A 16,570-nucleotide genomic window follows, 5' to 3' on the forward strand; every position below is an offset into this window, starting at 1 on the left:
CCCGCCCCCCTGGGGGGGGGTCCTTTTTGCGTCCCCCCTCCCCTTCCCCCCCCCGGGGCGCGGGGGGGACCACCCCCCCCCGCCCCGGCCCCCGCTTCTTTATGCCCCCAGCCACGCCCGTCACCCGGTTGCCCACGGGCGGACCACATCTCGCCGAGTCGTGTCGAATGGTTGCTACCCGATTCCCCGAGTCGTGGAGCGCGGTCACAAAACTCGAACCAGCTCCCACGACTCGACGGCCAGTTACCTGACGAGGTCGCGGAGGTCTACGCGGGAGCCGTTGGGGAGGTTGTGGGTGAGAAGGGACCAGATTCCGGTGGCGGCGGACTCGGGGGTGATGAGGGCGCCGGTGCGTTTGAGGTCGTGGAAGCGGGCGACCGAGGGGAAGTCGGACTCGGCGGTCGCGCGGATCTCGGACTGCATCGCGGTGTCGACCACCCCGGGTGCCACCGCGATCACCCGGCACCCGTCGGCCGGTTGCTCCTGGCCCACGGTCCGGACCCAGTGCTCGACGGCTGCTTTGCCGGCGTTGTACGACGACCATCCGGCGTACGCCGTCTTTGCGGCTCCCGAGGACAGCATCACGAGATGCCGCTCGCACTTCAGGTGCGCCGACGCGCGGAGGAACGCGGCGCCGAGGACCTGTGGTGCGGCGGAGTTGAGGAGCGCGGCCCGGGTGTAAGCGCCCGAGTCGGCGCCGGCGGCGGGACCGATGGGGGTGACGGTGCCGGCGTTGTGGATGAAGATCGCGCGATCGCCGTCGTACTCGGCGAGTTCCTTCGTGAAGTGCTGTTCGACGAGCAGCCAGTCGGCCGGATCCGCGAGGTCGGCGCGCAGGTGTTCCGCCGTACCTCCACGTCGGGAGATGTCGATGACGCGGGCGTCCGGGAACGGCACCGCCGCGGCCAGCGCAGCACCGATCCCAGCCGAAGCCCCGGAAATCCAGACGAGAGCACTCACCCGCGAGAGCTTCTCACAACCCCAACCCGACCCACTGACACCCCGAACCGAGTGACGCGGGTCCGGTCGGGCTCACTGGCGCCAGGCCTGGGCGACTTCCAGGAAGAGGTCGTTGGCTTCGCGCTCGCCGATGGTGACGCGGACGCCTTCGCCGGGGAACGGTCGGACCGAGACGCCCTCGGCCTGGACTTCTTCGGCGAACTTCACCGTGTCCTCGCCGAGCTCGAGCCAGACGAAGTTGGTTTCCGACTCGGGTACGTCCCAGCCGGCGGACCGGAGCTCGTCCACGACGCGGTTCCGCTCGGTGACCAGGGCATCGACGCGTTCCAGCAGCTCGTCCTCGACGGCGAGGGACGCGATCGCGGCCGCCTGGGCCACGTAGCTGACACCGAAGGGCAGCGCGCATTTCCGGATCGCCGCGACCACCGGCGGGTGACCGATCGCGTACCCGACCCGGAACCCGGCCAGTCCGTACGCCTTGGAGAAGGTCCGCAGTACGAGCACGTTCGGGCGGTCCCGGTACACGTCCACGCCGTCGACGACGTCAGCGTCGCGAACGAACTCGCGGTACGCCTCGTCGATCACGACCAGGACGTTGGACGGTACGGCGTCGAGGAACGCGAGCAGCTCGACACGGCGTACCACGGGGCCTGTCGGGTTGTTCGGCGTGCAGACCAGGACGACCTTGGTGCGATCGGTGATCGCGGCTTCCATCGCCTTGAAGTCGTGCCGGGCCTCGGCGGTGAGCGGAACCTTGACCGACGTCGCGCCGGTGAGCTGAACCGCGATCGGGTACGCCTCGAACGAGCGCCAGGCGTAGACCACCTCGTCACCGTCCGCGACCGTCGCCTGCAGCAGGTGATAGAGCAGGGCGACCGATCCGGTGCCGACCGCGAGATCGCTGACCGGTACGCCGAACCGGTCCGACAGCGCCTCGAGCAGGTCGACGGCGCCCATGTCCGGGTACCGGTTCATCTGGGCCGCGGCCTCGGTCGCGGCGGCGAGCACCCCGGGGAGCGGCGGGTACGGGTTCTCGTTGCTGGACAACTTGTACGTCGGCCGGCCGTCCGAGCGCTCCGGCGGACGACCCGGCTTGTAAGCCGCGACATCGTCCAGACAGGCGCGAAAGCGAACCTCATGGTCAGGGGTCATGCCCGCAGGTTAGTCCTTACATCACCCCAGAACCACCCTCCCCCGAGCATGCTCCATCACACCCGCGGACGGGGTCCCAACCGCACCTTCACGGCGGGTTCGGCGAAGGGTTTGACTCCGCGAACCCCGAGCCTCAAACTGACTGATTGTCGGACAATCAGGAGATCTGACACCAGGTCTCAACGGTTCAGGAGGGTGTTCATGGGACAGCCGCTGGAGTGGGGTCGTCGCTATCTGATGGTCCGCCCGGACCACTTCCGGATCGACTACGTGATCAACCCGTACATGTCGACGCAGGACCAGCCGGACCCCGCGCTGGCCCTGAAGCAATGGGACTCGCTGCGGCAGGCGATCGTGGACGCCGGCGGCGAGGTCGAGGTCCTGGAGCAGCGCGCGGACTCGCCCGACATGGTGTACGCGATGAACCTCGGCCTGGCCGCGGCGGACGGCCGGGCGATGCTCTCGCACATGCGGTTCGAGCCGCGCCGGAAGGAGTCGTTGAGCGCGGCCGACTGGTTCACCGGGAACGGGTTCCAGCTCGACCGGATCGGCGGCGAGGGCGTCGGGCCGCACTTCGAGTCCGGGGACGCGTTCGTGTTCGGTGACAGTCTGGTCGTCGGGTACGGGCCGCGGACCGAGGCGGACGCGCTCAAGCACTTGGCGACCGAGTGGGACATTCGCGTTCGGGGGCTGCGGATCGCGCACGAGGGGATGTACCACCTCGACCTGCCGTTCTGCCCCGTCGACAGCACGCACGCGATGGTCTATCCGCCGGCGTTCGATGCGGCCAGCCAGGCGGAGCTGTCCGGGATCGTGCCGGAGCCGATCGTGCTCACCGACGAGGAGGCGTTCGCGTTCTCCGCGAACTCGATCGTGGTCGGCGAGACGATCATCATGCCGGCCTGCTCACCGCGGCTGCACGAGATCTTCACCGAGCTCCGGCTGCGGGTCGTCGTGCTGGATCTCTCGGAGTTCCACAAGGGCGGCGGCTCGGTCCGCTGCCTCACCAACCCGCTGGACTTCCCGCTGGCCCCGATCAGCACCCCAGGCGGCGACCTCATCCTCCCCACCTGACCGGGCAGCTAGCTCCCGCCTGACCGGGCGGCTGGCCAACACTCCCACCTGACCGGGCGGCGGGGTCGTGCCGTCCGCCTGACCGGGCGCCGGGTCTCGCCCCCTGTCCTTCCGCTTCGAGGGTATCCGGATCGGGCTGATGGCCTGTGGGTTTATCCACAGGCCATCACCGCCGGGCTACTTGCCGGTGGTCCAGATGATGTCGAGGGTGTCGATGTCCCAGCCGTAGCCCTGGATCCACTGCAGGGCTTTTTGCCTGCCGGTGGGGCCGTAGACCTCGATGACGACCGAGATCGCCTCGGGGTTGTCGGGGTCGGTCTTGGACTTGGTGTACGTCGCCTCGAAGCCGTCGCCGACGTACGGGAGCTGCTTGAGGACCGGGTACTTCTGCCGCAGCCGGGCCTGGGTCTGGTCGTACTTGCGGCCGGCTTCCGCCTCGAGTTGCTGCTGCTGCTCGGGGTGGTTCTTGCTCCACTCCCGGCCCTCGGCGTTGTTGGCGTAGAGGTACATCTTGAGGCTCAGGTCACCGCCGCTGGCCTCGAAGGTGGTGGAGTAGCTCTGGAAGCCGCGCCGCTGGCCCTCGATCGTGTGGGTTCCGGACTTCACCTTGACCTCGGTGTTCGAGGCGATCTGGTGGCCGTCCACGACGAGCGTCAGGTCGTTCGGGATCGGCTCCACCGTGACCTTGGTCTCCGAGCCACCGCGGAGCAGCAGGATGCCGCCGACCAGTACGACGACGACCACCAGCGCGACCACGCCGATCATGAAGGGCCGCCGGTTCTCCTCCAGCATCAGGTGCTCCTGTCCTTGGTCAGCTCGCCGGGGTCGGCGCGCTCTTGAGCCGGTAGACGGTGAACTGGCCGCCGACACCGTACAGGTGACCGGCCTCCGGGACGTGGCCGCCGAGCGAACCGGACGCCGAGTCGTAGCCGCCGCCGTCCTTGCCCCACGGGCCGACGTACAGGTAGGTGTGGCCGGGGCCGTTCAGGATGTCACCCGGCTTCATTCCACCTGGTGGGGTGCCGTGCCACGAGTCGTACTTGCCCGAGGACTCGAGGTGGGTGCGCTGTACGTCGGTGCCCACGTTCGGGTATTCCTTGTCGGCGCCGCTCATGTGCATCACGGTGGCGACGAACCGGCCGCAGTCGGTGTACGGCGTCTGGCCGCTGCCGCCGTCGTTGTACTGCTCCATCGCCTTGACGTACTCGGGCTTCGCGAGGCTCACGTCCGTGCCGTCGTGACCGCTGTCGGGCCAGGCCAGGTTCTTCGCGACCTCGGCGATGTTGCCGCTGCCGGCACCGCAGCCGCCGGCTCCGGCGTCGGATCCACCGCCGGCCGGGGCCGAGCCGCCGAAGGTCTTGAGGACGTGTTCCGCGTTCGCCTTGCGCTCGGCGTACCGCGGGTTGTTCGGGTTCTCGTAGCCGAGGAACCGCTCGAACTGGCCACCGAAGGCGATCGCTGCCTCGTCGACGGTCGTGGCGGCCTTGACCGCGTCACCCGCCGCCTTCTCCGAGAGCACCTTGCCGAGGAGCTGCTTGTGCAGGAAGTCCAGCTGGAAGGCGAGCGTGGCGATCTGGTCGTCGCCGGCCCCGGAATCGCGGGCCGGGTTGATCATCTTGGACGCGGGTGTCCATTGGACGATGCCCCAACCGCCCGAGAACCCGAGCACGTCCGAGGGTTTGGTCACCGTCCCCGGGTTCGTGCCCTCCTTGCGGCCGGGCTCGACGCTCGACTCGCTGATCATGTTGCCGACGATGCCGGCCGCCTGCTCCTTGGTGTAGCCGTTCTGGACGAAGAAGTTGAACGCCTTCTGCTGGTTGTTCGACCCCGAGAGGTCGCCGCCACAGCTGCAGCCGTCACCGCTGTCCGAGGCCTCGACCTCGAACGGGTTGCCTTCCGGCTTCTCCGTGGACCACTTGCCGTTGCTCTCCCGGTCGACCCACATCTCCCAGTGCAGGTGCGGACCGACCAGGGCCCCGGGCTCCGTTTCGCTACCGGAACCGGAGGTGCCGATCACGTCGCCGCGCTTGACGGTCGCATTCAGCGTGGCGGTGACGGTCTTGAGGTACACGTACCGCGTCTCGACGTCCTCCTGGCGGATCCGGACCTCGTTGCCGGAGGCCTTGATGACCTTGCCGTCGTTCGAGGCGTAGACCTTGCTGCCCTCGTCGACCTTGAAGTCGTAGCCGGCGTGACCGGGGAAGTTCGGCGCGGGGGAGGTCCACTCGCCGTCGATCTTGTGCTTGTCGGTCGGGTAGGCGAACAGGCTCTGCTGCTGGGTCTGCGCCTGGCACTCCGCCGCCTGCGAGTCCATGTTGCCCATCACGGCGAGCACCATGACGAGGGCGAGCAACAGCGGGAAGAGGAAGAACAGCGCGGCCCCGCCGGCGAACGTCGTCGCCGTGTTGCTTCCCGAGTCGGCCACGATCTGCTCCTCGCTCACTCAAGTGGCTCTCCGCGCCGGTCCGCGGAAAGGGGCGGCCACCGAGGTAAATGCTGCCCGAAAACCAGGTCATCATGTCGAAAGTTATCCACAGGCCACGCGACGGGTGGGGTCGTGCGCGACAACGAGCCGGGTCTGGACGAGAATCACACCATGTACGAACGGCTGCGGGTGGACCGCTCGACCACGGTGGACCGGGTGGTCGACGCGCTGCGCGCCGCCCTGTTCGCCGGCGACCTGCAGCCCGGTACGCCGCTGCGCGAGCAGCCGCTCGCGGAGGCGCTCGGGGTGGCCCGGAGCACCATCCGGGAGGCGATGACCATGCTGGTCACCGAGGGCCTCGCGGTCCGCGAGCCGAACAAGGGCGTGAGCGTCGCGCTCCTGCACCCGGAGGCGGTGGCGGACATCTGCCGGGCCCGGTTCGTGCTCGAGTCGGCCGGGATCCGGGCCTGGTTCGACGCCGACGAGGCGGCCCGGGAGCGGGTCCGGGAGGCGATGCGGGTGTTCGCCGCGACCGCCAAGGACGGCGCCGACCCGGAGGCGATGACCGAGACGCACCTGGCGATCCACCACAGCCTGGTCGCGCTGACCGGCAGCGAGCGGTTGATCGCGACCGCCGACGCAGTCACCGGCGAGGCCCGGCTGGCGCTGGCCCGGGTGGACGCGCTGCGGCAGGACGCGCGCCAACAGGTCGCGTCCCACCGCAAGCTGATCCGGCTGCTCGAGCGTGGCGAGTTGGACGAATGCGTCGAGGAGCTCCGCCGCCACCTGGCCGGCGCCGAGGAGTCCCTCCTCGAGGCCATCGCGATGCCCTGACGCCGTACCCCGGTCCGCATTTACCTGCTCGGGGAGACCTCGACCAGTCCGTCCGCCGAGACGTCGTACACCGTCGAGCCGACGCGGAGGCCGGTCAGGCGGGCGTCCGGGTCGAGCGCTGTCACCTGCGGGTTCGCGGTGACGGTGCCGTCCAGGGCGACCTCGATGCCGAACACGCCCTCCAGGATCAGGCTGACCCACGCGCCCGAGGACGAGCAGGACCAGTCGATCAGGTAAGGGAACTGCGGCGGCGACTTCCGCGCACCGCCGGCCATCGGCGACTGCGCCTCCTCGACGAAGTGCGCCTGACCACACGGGCCCTGGTTGGCGGACTTGGCGAGACCTGGCAACCAGTCCAGCAGGACGTCGCCCCGGCCGAGCGCGAACAGCGCACGCCCCGCGTCCGCGGGCCAGGCCGGGTACGCACCGTTCCACTGGTGGTCGGGACGGACGCTGAAGGCCGCATCCGCGTCGTACGGCGACAGCGCGCGCATCCACGTGGGAGTCTGCAGCTCCCGCTGGAAGAACGACACCATCTCGGCGCACTGCGACTCGGACAGGTCGTCCGGCATCGTCGTACCGATGATGTTGAAGTCGTAGCAGTGCCGGACCGGGACGAGTGCGCCATCGGGCTGCCGCGCGTGCCAGAAGCCCTTGCCCTCGACGTACAGCTCGTTGACGTGGCCGGCCTGGGCTGACGCGTCCTTGCGCAGCAGGGCGGCGCGGTCGGTGTCACCGGAGCGGTCCGCGATCTCAGCCGCCACGCGCATGCACCACACGTTGGCGGCGTTGAAGCTGGCCACCTCGTGCACGTAGCTGCTCACGCACTCCATCAGGTTGTCGATGCCGCCGTAGTCGGCCAGCGCGTGCTGACCGCGCAGGCCGCGCCACGCGGTCGCCCAGTCGTGGACGTGCTCCGCTACCTGCTTCGGACCGACCTGTGCGTCGAGGAACGTCTCATCACCCGTGAAGCGCACGTAGTCGCGCACCAGCCGCGTCATGGCGAAGTCGTTGACCGAGTACCAGTAGCCGACCGGTCCGCCGGTCAGCCACTCGGTGCCGAAGTGCTTGTGGGTGTCGAGACCGATCCAGTGCTCGATGTGCTTCCGCATCGGCTCCGGGTCGAGCAGTGCGTGCGTCAGCGACGAGAGGCTGTAGTCCCAGATGAACGTCGTGGTCTGCCAGTACCGCGGCATCAACGTGTCGTAGGTACGTCCCAGCACCGACGCCGGGCTGTCGCGGCGGAACCAGATGACGCCGAGCACACCCCACCAGTACAGCTTCTGCAGCGCCTCGTTCGACGTCTCCAGCACCGGCAACGACCCGCTGAAGCCTTCGCTGGAAGGGTCGAACGCGTCGGCGAGCGCCATGTCCCACACGCCCTCCGCCACCGTGATCACCGACGGTACGTCGGCAACGCAGACATCGAAGTGCTCGGTCGCGTCCTCCAACGAGCCCGCCAGCACATGCACGTACGACAGCACCGCCTTGCCGGACTCATCCAGCCGCACGGTTGCCTCAAGCATCGACCGGTCGATCTCCGACGGCACGTCCAGACCCTGCACACTGACTGCGGACCCAGACTCCCCAGTGCCGACAACCCGACCGTCGACGGCAGTCAGAGTGTTCGGCTCAGACGGCGGCTCCGGCTTCAGCCAGCCACTGCCAGACCGGGTTGCAGTGCTCTCGAGAGCGAACCCGAGCCGAACAGACCGGCCTGGTGCGCCAGACACCTCCAGCCGTACGACGACTGCGGGCCGGCCCGGCGCACACGCGGTAGTGGACCGCAGCTCCAGTCCGTCGACCGCGGTGGACCGGACGACACAGTCCGGTCGCCACACCACGTCCACCGTCCCGCCGTATGAGCGCGCCAGCCGGCCGTCGACGTACAGCTGACCGGTGATGGTGTCGCCGTGCGAGTACGGCGGGAAGTTCACGCTGCGGAGCGCGACGACGTCGTGGTCGACCTGCGCCGTACCCAGGAAGTTCGTCAGCCCGGGCGGGTTGAACATGTCGTCGTACGTGTGGGTGAGGACATCGCTCGCGAGATCAGCAGAACGAGGAATGGTGGTCATGGGGCCTCCCGGCCTGGACTGAGGAGCGGAGGGAGCGAAGCGACTGGAGCGACGAGGGAAGGGCGGGAGTCAAAGCCCCATGGCCCGCCGAGCCGGAGGCGAGGCAGAAGGCTCAGGGTCTGCCCAATCGGTGTTCGGGAGGAGCGGGTACCAGTCCGGGCGTGCCGGGTCGCGGTCGTAGGGGTACGGGCCGAGCTCGCGGAACAGTTCGGCGTACTCGGCCAGCTTGTCGCGGTCCAGCTCGACCCCGAGACCCGGAGCGTCGGGTACGGCGATCGCGCCGTCGACGTACGGGAGCTTGCCGCCGGCAATGATGTCGTCGCGCAGGTGGTGGTAGTGCGCGTCCGCGGCGAACGACAGGTTCGGTACGACGGCGCCGAGGTGCAGCATCGTCGCGAGCTGGATGCCGAGCTCACCGGACGAATGCACGGCGACTCCGAGCTGGAAGGTCTCGCAGACCCCGGCGGCCTTGATACAGGGGCGGATGCCGCCCCAGAACGTGGTGTCGAGCAGGATCACGTCGACGGCCGGGTCCCGGACGTTGGCGGCGAGCTGTTCGAAGTTCACGACGACGGTGTTGGTGGCGAGCGGGATCGGCGTGTTCTCGCGGACCCGGCGCATCCCGTTCAGACCCCAGGTCGGGTCCTCGAGGTAGTCGTTGTCGAGGTCCTCGATGCCGCGGGCGAACCGGATCGCCTCCTCGACACTGAAGGCGCCGTTCGGGTCGAACCGGACCCGATGGCCCGGAAACGCCTCGGCCAGCGCCCGGAAGCACTCGCGCTCGTAGTCCGGCGCGAAGACGCCGCCCTTGAGCTTGTGCACGCTGAATCCGTGCTGGTCGACCAGCTCCTTGGCATGCGCGACCAACTGGTCCGCGGTGCGGATCTCCCCGGTCCCGTCGTCGGCCGGGTGCCGGAAGAACAGGTAGCTCGCGAACGGCACCCGGTCGCGCACCTTGCCGCCGAGCAGTTCGTGCACCGGTACGCCGAGTTCGCGGCCCTGCAGGTCCAGACACGCGAACTCGATCGCGGCGAGGAGCTGGGTGCGGTTGTTGTAGAGGCTCGCGGTCGGGTTGGCGAGCATCCAGCGCAACGCCTCGGTCCGCGCCGGGTCGTGGCCGAGCAGATACTGCTTGAGCCCGGTGACCGCGGCCTCGGCGCTCTGCCCGCCACCGCCCATCTCGCCGAGCCCGATCAGCCCGTTGTCGGCCTCGACCTCCACCACGGTCCGCACGAAACGTCCCCAGTGCGCTCCGTTACTGTGCCGCAGTGGCGCTTCCAACGGCATGGTGACCGTGGTCGCGCGGACATCGACGATCTTCACTTCGCATCCTCCGGCAGTACGACGGGCAGCCCGGCGGTCAGGCCGCCGTCCACCTTCACGTCCGCTCCGGTCACGAAAGACGCGGCCGGCGAGGACAGGAAGTAGATGACCTCGGCAACTTCTCCCGGTGTCGCGACGCGACCGAGCGGGTGCGAGCGGCCCCACTCGGCGACCACGTCGTCGGTACTCCGGTCACCGGCGAACTGTGCCGCCGAGGTACGCAGCATCGGGGTGTCCACCGAGCCGGGGCAGACCGCGTTCACGCGAATCCCGTCCGGTGCGTGGTCGACCGCCATCGCCCGTACCAGGCTCAGCAGTGCGCCCTTGCCCATCGAGTACGCCGCGACGCCCGTCTGCGCCGCATACGCCTGGACAGAGGCCACCACGACGACGCTGCCGCCTCGCGGCAGCTTCGGGACGAACGCCTGGCAGACGAAGAAGACACCGCCGACGTTCACCGCCATGACCTCGTCGAAGACCGACGGCGGTGTGTCGACAACCGTGCCGTACCGCTGGATCCCCGCGGCGCAGACCAAGGAGTCGACGGATTCGAACTGTGCGGCCGCGGCCGCGAGTGCCTCGCGATCGCCGACGTCGACGGCCACACCGGTCACCTGGTCGCCGAGCTCGTCGCGGAGCGACGCCAACGCGTCGGCGTCCCGGTCGAGCACGATCACCCGGTCACCAGCGGCGACGAACCGCTCGACGGCACCACGCCCGATCCCGGCGGCGCCGCCGGTGACCACGGCGGTCCGGGTACCGGATCCCAGGGCCATCACAATCCCCCCTTCGACTGCGACGCACGGTCGCCGAGGCGGCGATCGGGCGATTGTGATGGCGTGGCGGTTCGCATATTTCCTCCGAAGGACATCAGAACTGACCCAGGGCGAGGCCCCGGGAGAAGAAGCGTTGGGCGGCGAGGAACAGGATCACGGTGGGCAGCGAGACGAGCAGACCGCCGGCGAGCACGGTCGGCAGCGCGGCGCCGCCGTACGTGCTCTGCAGGCCGGTGAGGGCCGGCATGATCGGGCGGACCGAGTCGGACTGGCTCAGCGTCAGGCCGAGCAGCAGGTCGTTCCAGACGAAGGTCGCCTGCAGGATGAAGATCGCGGCCAGCGCCGACCCGGCCATCGGCAGGTAGATGCTGCGGAAGATCCGGAACAGCCCGCCGCCGTCGACCACCGCGGCCTCGAAGACGCTGCGCGCGATCCCGGTGAAGAAGTTGCGCATCACGAACGCCGAGAACGGCACACTGATCGCGGTGTAGACGATGATCATCCCGACCCGGGTGTCGTAGAGCCCGGAGTTCGCGTACCCGGAGAACAACGGCATCAGGATCATCTGCAACGGGAAGATCGTGCCGCCGAAGATGAATACGAACCACAGGAACCCACGCCGCAGCTTGAGTACGACGATCGCGTACCCGGCGGCCGCGCCGATCAGTACGGCGAGCACCGGCGCGATCACGCTGTACATCGTGGTGGCCACCAACGTGTCGCCGAGCGCCGCCTTGCTCCAGGCGTCGGCGAAGTTCGCGAACAGCGAGAACCCGGCCGGCTTCCAGACCGTCTTGGCGTCGAACCCGTCGACCGGCTTGGACGCGTTCACCAGCAGCAGGTAGACCGGCGCCAGCCAGATCAGCCCGAGGACGACGAGGAACGGTGTCTTAACCTTGCTCACGGGCGTCCCCCAACTGGTAGCGCAGGTAGAGGATCGACGCCGCGAACGTGACCAGGCTCAGGAACAACGCGATCGCCGCGCCCTGCCCGTAGTCGTTCAGCACGAACGTCTCCTTGTACATGGACAGGGCCAGCGTCTCGGACGACGTACCGGGACCGCCCTGGGTCATCACCCAGACCACGTCGAAGGTCTTCAGGCTGCCCACGATCGACAGACCGATGACCACGGTCGTGATGGGCCGGAGCTGCGGCCACAGGTGGTAACGGAAGAGCGTGAAGCCCTCCGCACCGTCCAGCCGCGCAGCCTCCAGCGGCTCGTTCGGGATGGACTGCAGGCCGACGACGAACAGCAACGCGTTCACGCCGGCTGCCTGCCAGGTGACCGCCACGATCATCATCAGCGTGTTGCCGGGACCTGCTTGCAGCCAGCCGGTGTGTGCGCCCGGCAGCCCGAAGAACCCGAGTGCCTGACCCAGTGCGCCGTCCGGCTGCAGTACGAAGCCCCAGATGACGCCAACGGCCACGCCGGAGATCGCATACGGCAGCAGGAACGGCAGCCGCAGCCACGTGCCCCACTTGTGTCCATACGTGAGTACGGCGATCAGTAGCCCGAGCACCACCGGCAGAGTCACCATGCCGGCCACCCACAGCAGCGTGTTGACCAGCGCGCCGACCAGGTCGGGGTCACTGAACATGGCCTTGTAGTTCGCGAGGCCTGACCAGACCGGTGACGCCAGACCGTCGTAGTCGGTGAAGCTGACGTACGTCGTCCACAGGAACGGCACGTACAGCAGCAGCCCGACCACTGCCACGGCCGGCAGCCCGAACAGCGGTGCGGTCCGGACGCCGGTCCGGTCCGGACGCCGAGTGCGCGCCCCGACCTTGACCGGCGGCCGTTCGATCGTTGAAGTCACTTCTGCTTGGCCCAGTACGCGTCCGCCTCGGCCTGGATCTTCTGCAGGCCCGGCATCGGGTCACCCGGTTTGGTCACGAACGCGCCGAACACCTCGAGCGCCTTGTTCGCCACCGGTACCGGCGTCGCCTCGAACCACCGGTTGATCAGGCGGTAGCCGTTCACGTCCTTGTTCAGCTGCGACAGCCCCGGGTCCTTGACCTCGGCCTTCGGGTTGAACGACAGGTCGCCACGGGAGTTCGCCCACGCGGTCTGCGCCTGCGGCGTGACCCACCAGTCGGTCCACTTCTGCACCGTCGACGCGTGGTCGCTGGCCGCGGCCGAGCAGACCGGGCCGGTCTCGAAGATCATCGAGGTCTTCGGCAGCGCGGGGTTCACGTTCGGGATCACGAAGAAGTCGTAGTCGGTACCGGCCTTCATCTTCAGCGTGTTCAGGTTGCCGCTGAACCAGGTGCCGAAGTTGATCATCGCGACGTCGCCGTTCTTCAGCTGCGCCTGCGGCTCGGTCTTCGAGCCCGGGTCACTGAAGTACCCGGCGTCGATCATCTTCTTCCACTCGTTCATCACCTCGACCACACCCGGGTCGGTGTACTTCGCCTTGCCTGCCGCGAGCTTGTCGTACAGGTCCGGGTCCTTGCCGGCCAGCAGCGTCTCGAACCAGACGAACGAGAACAGGATGTTGGTCTGGTAGAACGGCTTCACGCCGGCCGCCTTGACCTTGTCGGCGACCTGCGTCAGCTCGGCCCAGGTCTTCGGCGTCTGGGTGATCCCGGCCTTCTTGAAGACCGCCTTGTTGTAGTACATCACCCAGTAGCCGGCGTTCAGCGGGACGCAGTACTGCTTGCCGTCGAAGGTGAAGTACTGCTTGAGCTGCTCCGGGATGTTGCCGTCCGCAACCGCCTTGGTCCACTGGTCGGTGGTCTCGGCGACGAGCTTCTGGTCCACCAGATCCTGAAGCTCCTTGCCGGTGTGCCAGCTGAACAGGTCCGCCTTCTCCTTGGTCCGGAACGAGGACCGGATGAACGCGGTGTAGGTGTTCGAGTCGGAGTACCCGACCGGTTCCATGCCGACGCCGATGTCCTTCTTGCTCGCCGCACCGACCTGGGTGAAGGCGTCCTTCCAGCCACCCTTGTCGTTGTAGAACTTCAGTGAGTCGACAGGCTTGTCCTCGCCTTTCTTCGGGGCAGCGGCGCCGCCACCCCCACAGGCGGACAGCGCGAGCGCACCGGCGATCACCAGAGCCGCCAGCGCCTTCCTTCTGTTGCGTTGCATGTTGCGTCCTTCCAGCTCAGGGTTGCTGAAGTCGTTGGTTGATGACAGCGAGGACGCCGTCCAGGTGTTCGCGGGTGAGGAGTTCGGCGAGGTCGGGGTCGCCGGAGCGGATCGCGTCGTAGATGGCGCGGTGCTCGTCCAGGTCGGCCTGGCGGTCGCCGTGGATGTGCAGGATCTCCAGCTGCTCCCGGGCGTTCACGACGGTCACCGACTCGACGACCTCCGCGAGGGTCGAGTTGCCGGACGCCTGGGCCAGTGAGCGGTGGAAGTCCATGTTCACCTCGGCCAGCTGCGCGTGGTCGCCGGATGCGATCAGCTCAGCCGCGGTGGTGAGGTCCTTGGCCATCTGCTCGAGTGCGGCCTCGCCACGGGTCCGGGCTGCCAGTGCGGCGACCGGCGGCTCGATGAGTGCACGTGCCTCGAGCAGCTCGACCAGACGGTCCGCACTGGGTGCGAGCGCCAGCGGGTTCGCGAGTACCAGCCGGCCGACGTTCGGACCGACGTACACGCCTGACCCGTGCCGGAGCTCCACGGCCCCGGTTGCCTCCAGTCGCCGCAGCGCCTCCCGCACAGTGGGTACGGCGACCTTGAACCGCTCGGCCAGCGACCGCACTGCCTCGAACTGATCGCCGGGCGCCAGCTTCCGCTCGGCGATCAGCGCGAGCATCGACGTCGCCAGGTCGTCCAGCAGACTCCGGCGTACGACGCCTCCCGATGTGCTCACTTCGACGCCGCCAGGGTCACCGAGAGGAACCGCGGGCGGTAGATGCTCACGTCGCCGTACAGCTCGTCACTCACCAGGCTGTTGACGTTGTAGCTGACCAGGAGCGACGTACCGCGCCGCAGGTCCGGGTGCTCGTGGGAGTTGTACGTGATGATGTTCCCGCCGGTCTCGGGGGTCTGGTACAGCTCGACCGGCTTCACCCACGGACCGGTCGGCGAGCAGGAGAAGTACCCGACGACGCTCTTGCTGAAGAGCTCCTTGGTGTTGTGCGTGACGAGCAGGTAGCCGTCGTTGAAGCGCGTGACACTGTGCTCGTTGGCGACTCCCTCCAGCACGCGGGCGGAGGCGCTCTCGTCGGCGGACCAGCCGGAGCCGGTCCAGTACTCCCACGGCTTGGCGGACAGGTCGTCACCCCGGACCCGAGCGACGTGCTGGTACTTCGATGCGCCCAGGTCCTCGACGCCGTACACGTAGGTGTAGCCCTGGTCGCGCAGGAGCCAGCCGGACCACTGCACGTTCGCAGCGGACGGGAGCTGGGTGAGGCTCTTCAGCTTGTACGTCTTGCTGTCGAAGCGGGCCAGGTAGTTGCTGGCCCAGTGCCAGTCCCACTGACCCGTACCGGTCTTCTCGAAGCGCAGTGCGACCACGTCGAGGTCCTGGCCGGCGTGACTCGTCTGGGCGGCACCGAACCAGTACCACCCGTTGGCGGGCGGCGGGACGAGCGCGGTGGGGTCGGCCGCCGTGCCGCCGGTGACCGTCTTCAGGCTCGTGCCCTGCTGGATCACGAACGAGTTGTTGATGAACGGAGTGGTCTTCGGGCGGGTGCCGTCGGCGTTGACCGGGCCGAGGAACGTGTCGGAGAAGATCCACGCCGTACGGCCACCGGAGAGCGGGACGGAGTAGGTGCTGTCCGCACCCGTCCAGCCCTTTCCGGTGTTGCTGTAGGCGTTCAGCAACCCCTCCGGTGCGGCGTGGGGTGTCGTCTTGGCGGTCCAGTTCGTCTGCACCGCGCTGCAGGTCGAAGGGGCGGCGGAGGCAGCGGGGACAGCGAGGCCCGCTGCCGTGAGAGACAACGCGACAACTGCAACCAATGGGCGGGACATGAAAATGATCAGATCACTTGGTCATTTTCGGTGTCAACCCTTCCTCTTCCTTCTTCTTTCTCTGTGTTCTTGCGCTTACTGCACGTGGTGAGCCGAGCAAGAAGGTCAGGGTTGTCTCCGGGGGAGTACGGAGCGTGGTTCTACCGGTCAGGTGGGAGGATCGACGGCATGAAGAACTTGATCATCAGGCTGCTGGCCAACGCGATTGCGCTGGCGGCGGCGACCTGGCTCGTGTCCGGGATCACTCTCGAGGGCGCGACCACCAGCCGGCGGCTGCTCACGCTGCTGATCGTCGCCGCGATCTTCGGCGTCGTGAACGCGATCGTGAAGCCGGTGGTGAAGCTGCTGTCGCTGCCGCTGCTGATCCTCACCCTCGGCCTGCTGACCTTCGTGATCAACGCGGTGATGCTGTGGCTGACGTCCTGGATCACCGGCAAGCTCGACGTCCAGTTCCACGTCGACGGCTTCTGGTCCGCGCTGTTCGGCGCACTGATCATCAGCATCGTCGGCATGATCCTGAACGCGGTGCTGCCCGAGAAGGCCGAAGTGCACTAGTGCGGGTGGAGATTGTCTGCACCGGCAACATCTGCCGGTCGCCGATGGGCGAGGTGGTGCTGCGCGCCAAACTCGCCCAGGCCGGTGCCGGCGACGTCGAGGTGACCAGCTCGGGCCTCGGCGCCTGGCACGTCGGCGACCGGATGGACCCGCGGGCCGCGGCCGCCCTGCGCCGCCGCGGGTACGACGGCAGCTCGCACCGGGCCCGTCAGTTCGACCCGGCCTGGTTCGCCGAGCGTGACCTGGTGCTCGCGATGGACTCGGGCCATCTGGACGCGCTCAGCCGGCGCGGCGCGGCACAGTTGTTCGCGAGGGACGACGTACCGGATCCGTATTACGGCGAGGACGACGGGTTCGACGAGGTCCTCGCGCAGATCGAGAAGGGGGGGGGGGCCGCGGGGGGGGGCGCCCCCCGGCCGCCCGCAGCGAGGGCGAGCCGCCCGCGAGGCGACAGGAGAGAACACCCCCCCCCCGCGCAACC

The 16,570-nt window shown here is 68.3% G+C and carries 16 protein-coding genes; 4 read left to right on the forward strand and 12 right to left on the reverse strand.

The window, feature by feature from the left end; genetic code table 11:
- Positions 1-243: 243 nt before the first annotated feature.
- Both ACWGID_RS10275 and hisC read right to left on the reverse strand, forming a co-directional pair.
- Complete coding sequence (locus ACWGID_RS10275) at positions 244-960, reverse strand: SDR family NAD(P)-dependent oxidoreductase (protein ID WP_452196109.1); 717 nt, start codon at positions 958-960, stop codon at positions 244-246.
- A gap of 72 nt (positions 961-1,032) precedes the next feature.
- Complete coding sequence (gene hisC, locus ACWGID_RS10280) at positions 1,033-2,112, reverse strand: histidinol-phosphate transaminase (RefSeq protein ID WP_452196110.1); 1,080 nt, start codon at positions 2,110-2,112, stop codon at positions 1,033-1,035.
- A gap of 201 nt (positions 2,113-2,313) precedes the next feature.
- Between hisC and ACWGID_RS10285 the strand changes: the two genes are divergently transcribed.
- Positions 2,314-3,186, forward strand: a complete 873-nt coding sequence (locus ACWGID_RS10285; protein ID WP_452196111.1) for a dimethylarginine dimethylaminohydrolase family protein — start codon at positions 2,314-2,316, stop codon at positions 3,184-3,186.
- A 177-nt stretch (positions 3,187-3,363) separates the two neighbouring features.
- On the opposite strand, the gene ACWGID_RS10290 is transcribed toward ACWGID_RS10285, so the two are convergent.
- Both ACWGID_RS10290 and ACWGID_RS10295 read right to left on the reverse strand, forming a co-directional pair.
- Positions 3,364-3,978, reverse strand: coding sequence for a PEGA domain-containing protein (locus ACWGID_RS10290; RefSeq protein ID WP_452196112.1), 615 nt, complete (start codon positions 3,976-3,978; stop codon positions 3,364-3,366).
- 19 nt (positions 3,979-3,997) lie between these two features.
- Complete coding sequence (locus tag ACWGID_RS10295) at positions 3,998-5,611, reverse strand: phage tail tip lysozyme (RefSeq protein WP_452196113.1); 1,614 nt, start codon at positions 5,609-5,611, stop codon at positions 3,998-4,000.
- A 132-nt stretch (positions 5,612-5,743) separates the two neighbouring features.
- Between ACWGID_RS10295 and ACWGID_RS10300 the strand changes: the two genes are divergently transcribed.
- Entirely contained in the window at positions 5,744-6,445 is a 702-nt protein-coding gene (locus ACWGID_RS10300; RefSeq protein ID WP_452196114.1) for a GntR family transcriptional regulator, read from the forward strand.
- Positions 6,446-6,465: 20 nt separating this feature from the next.
- On the opposite strand, the gene ACWGID_RS10305 is transcribed toward ACWGID_RS10300, so the two are convergent.
- The 8 genes from ACWGID_RS10305 to ACWGID_RS10340 all read right to left on the reverse strand — a co-directional run bounded on the left by ACWGID_RS10305 (position 6,466) and on the right by ACWGID_RS10340 (position 15,438).
- The gene (locus tag ACWGID_RS10305; RefSeq protein WP_452196115.1) at positions 6,466-8,520 is read right to left on the reverse strand and encodes a hypothetical protein; all 2,055 of its coding nucleotides are present in this window, start codon (positions 8,518-8,520) and stop codon (positions 6,466-6,468) included.
- Between the two features lie 69 nt (positions 8,521-8,589).
- Complete coding sequence (locus tag ACWGID_RS10310) at positions 8,590-9,843, reverse strand: enolase C-terminal domain-like protein (protein WP_452196116.1); 1,254 nt, start codon at positions 9,841-9,843, stop codon at positions 8,590-8,592.
- On the reverse strand, positions 9,840-10,619 hold the full coding sequence (locus ACWGID_RS10315; RefSeq protein ID WP_452196117.1) for an SDR family NAD(P)-dependent oxidoreductase: 780 nt from the start codon (positions 10,617-10,619) through the stop codon (positions 9,840-9,842). The genes ACWGID_RS10310 and ACWGID_RS10315 overlap by 4 nt, the downstream gene beginning before the upstream one ends.
- A gap of 94 nt (positions 10,620-10,713) precedes the next feature.
- Positions 10,714-11,523, reverse strand: a complete 810-nt coding sequence (locus tag ACWGID_RS10320; protein ID WP_452196118.1) for a carbohydrate ABC transporter permease — start codon at positions 11,521-11,523, stop codon at positions 10,714-10,716.
- Positions 11,510-12,436, reverse strand: a complete 927-nt coding sequence (locus ACWGID_RS10325) for a carbohydrate ABC transporter permease (protein WP_452196119.1) — start codon at positions 12,434-12,436, stop codon at positions 11,510-11,512. The genes ACWGID_RS10320 and ACWGID_RS10325 overlap by 14 nt, the downstream gene beginning before the upstream one ends.
- Positions 12,433-13,707 (reverse strand): ABC transporter substrate-binding protein, encoded by a 1,275-nt coding sequence (locus ACWGID_RS10330; RefSeq protein ID WP_452196120.1) that lies wholly within the window; start codon positions 13,705-13,707, stop codon positions 12,433-12,435. Before ACWGID_RS10330 ends, ACWGID_RS10325 begins: the two co-directional genes overlap by 4 nt.
- Before the next feature lie 16 nt (positions 13,708-13,723).
- Positions 13,724-14,431, reverse strand: a complete 708-nt coding sequence (locus tag ACWGID_RS10335) for a FadR/GntR family transcriptional regulator (protein ID WP_452196121.1) — start codon at positions 14,429-14,431, stop codon at positions 13,724-13,726.
- On the reverse strand, positions 14,428-15,438 hold the full coding sequence (locus tag ACWGID_RS10340; protein WP_452196122.1) for a DUF4185 domain-containing protein: 1,011 nt from the start codon (positions 15,436-15,438) through the stop codon (positions 14,428-14,430). The genes ACWGID_RS10335 and ACWGID_RS10340 overlap by 4 nt, the downstream gene beginning before the upstream one ends.
- Before the next feature lie 264 nt (positions 15,439-15,702).
- Between ACWGID_RS10340 and ACWGID_RS10345 the strand changes: the two genes are divergently transcribed.
- Together ACWGID_RS10345 and ACWGID_RS10350 are read left to right on the forward strand one after the other, a co-directional pair.
- Positions 15,703-16,089, forward strand: a complete 387-nt coding sequence (locus tag ACWGID_RS10345; protein ID WP_452196123.1) for a phage holin family protein — start codon at positions 15,703-15,705, stop codon at positions 16,087-16,089.
- A 5-nt stretch (positions 16,090-16,094) separates the two neighbouring features.
- Positions 16,095-16,570 (forward strand): low molecular weight protein-tyrosine-phosphatase (locus ACWGID_RS10350; RefSeq protein ID WP_452196124.1); only part of this gene is annotated, 476 nt, incomplete at its 3' end.

This window comes from Kribbella sp. NPDC054772 (assembly GCF_053611945.1).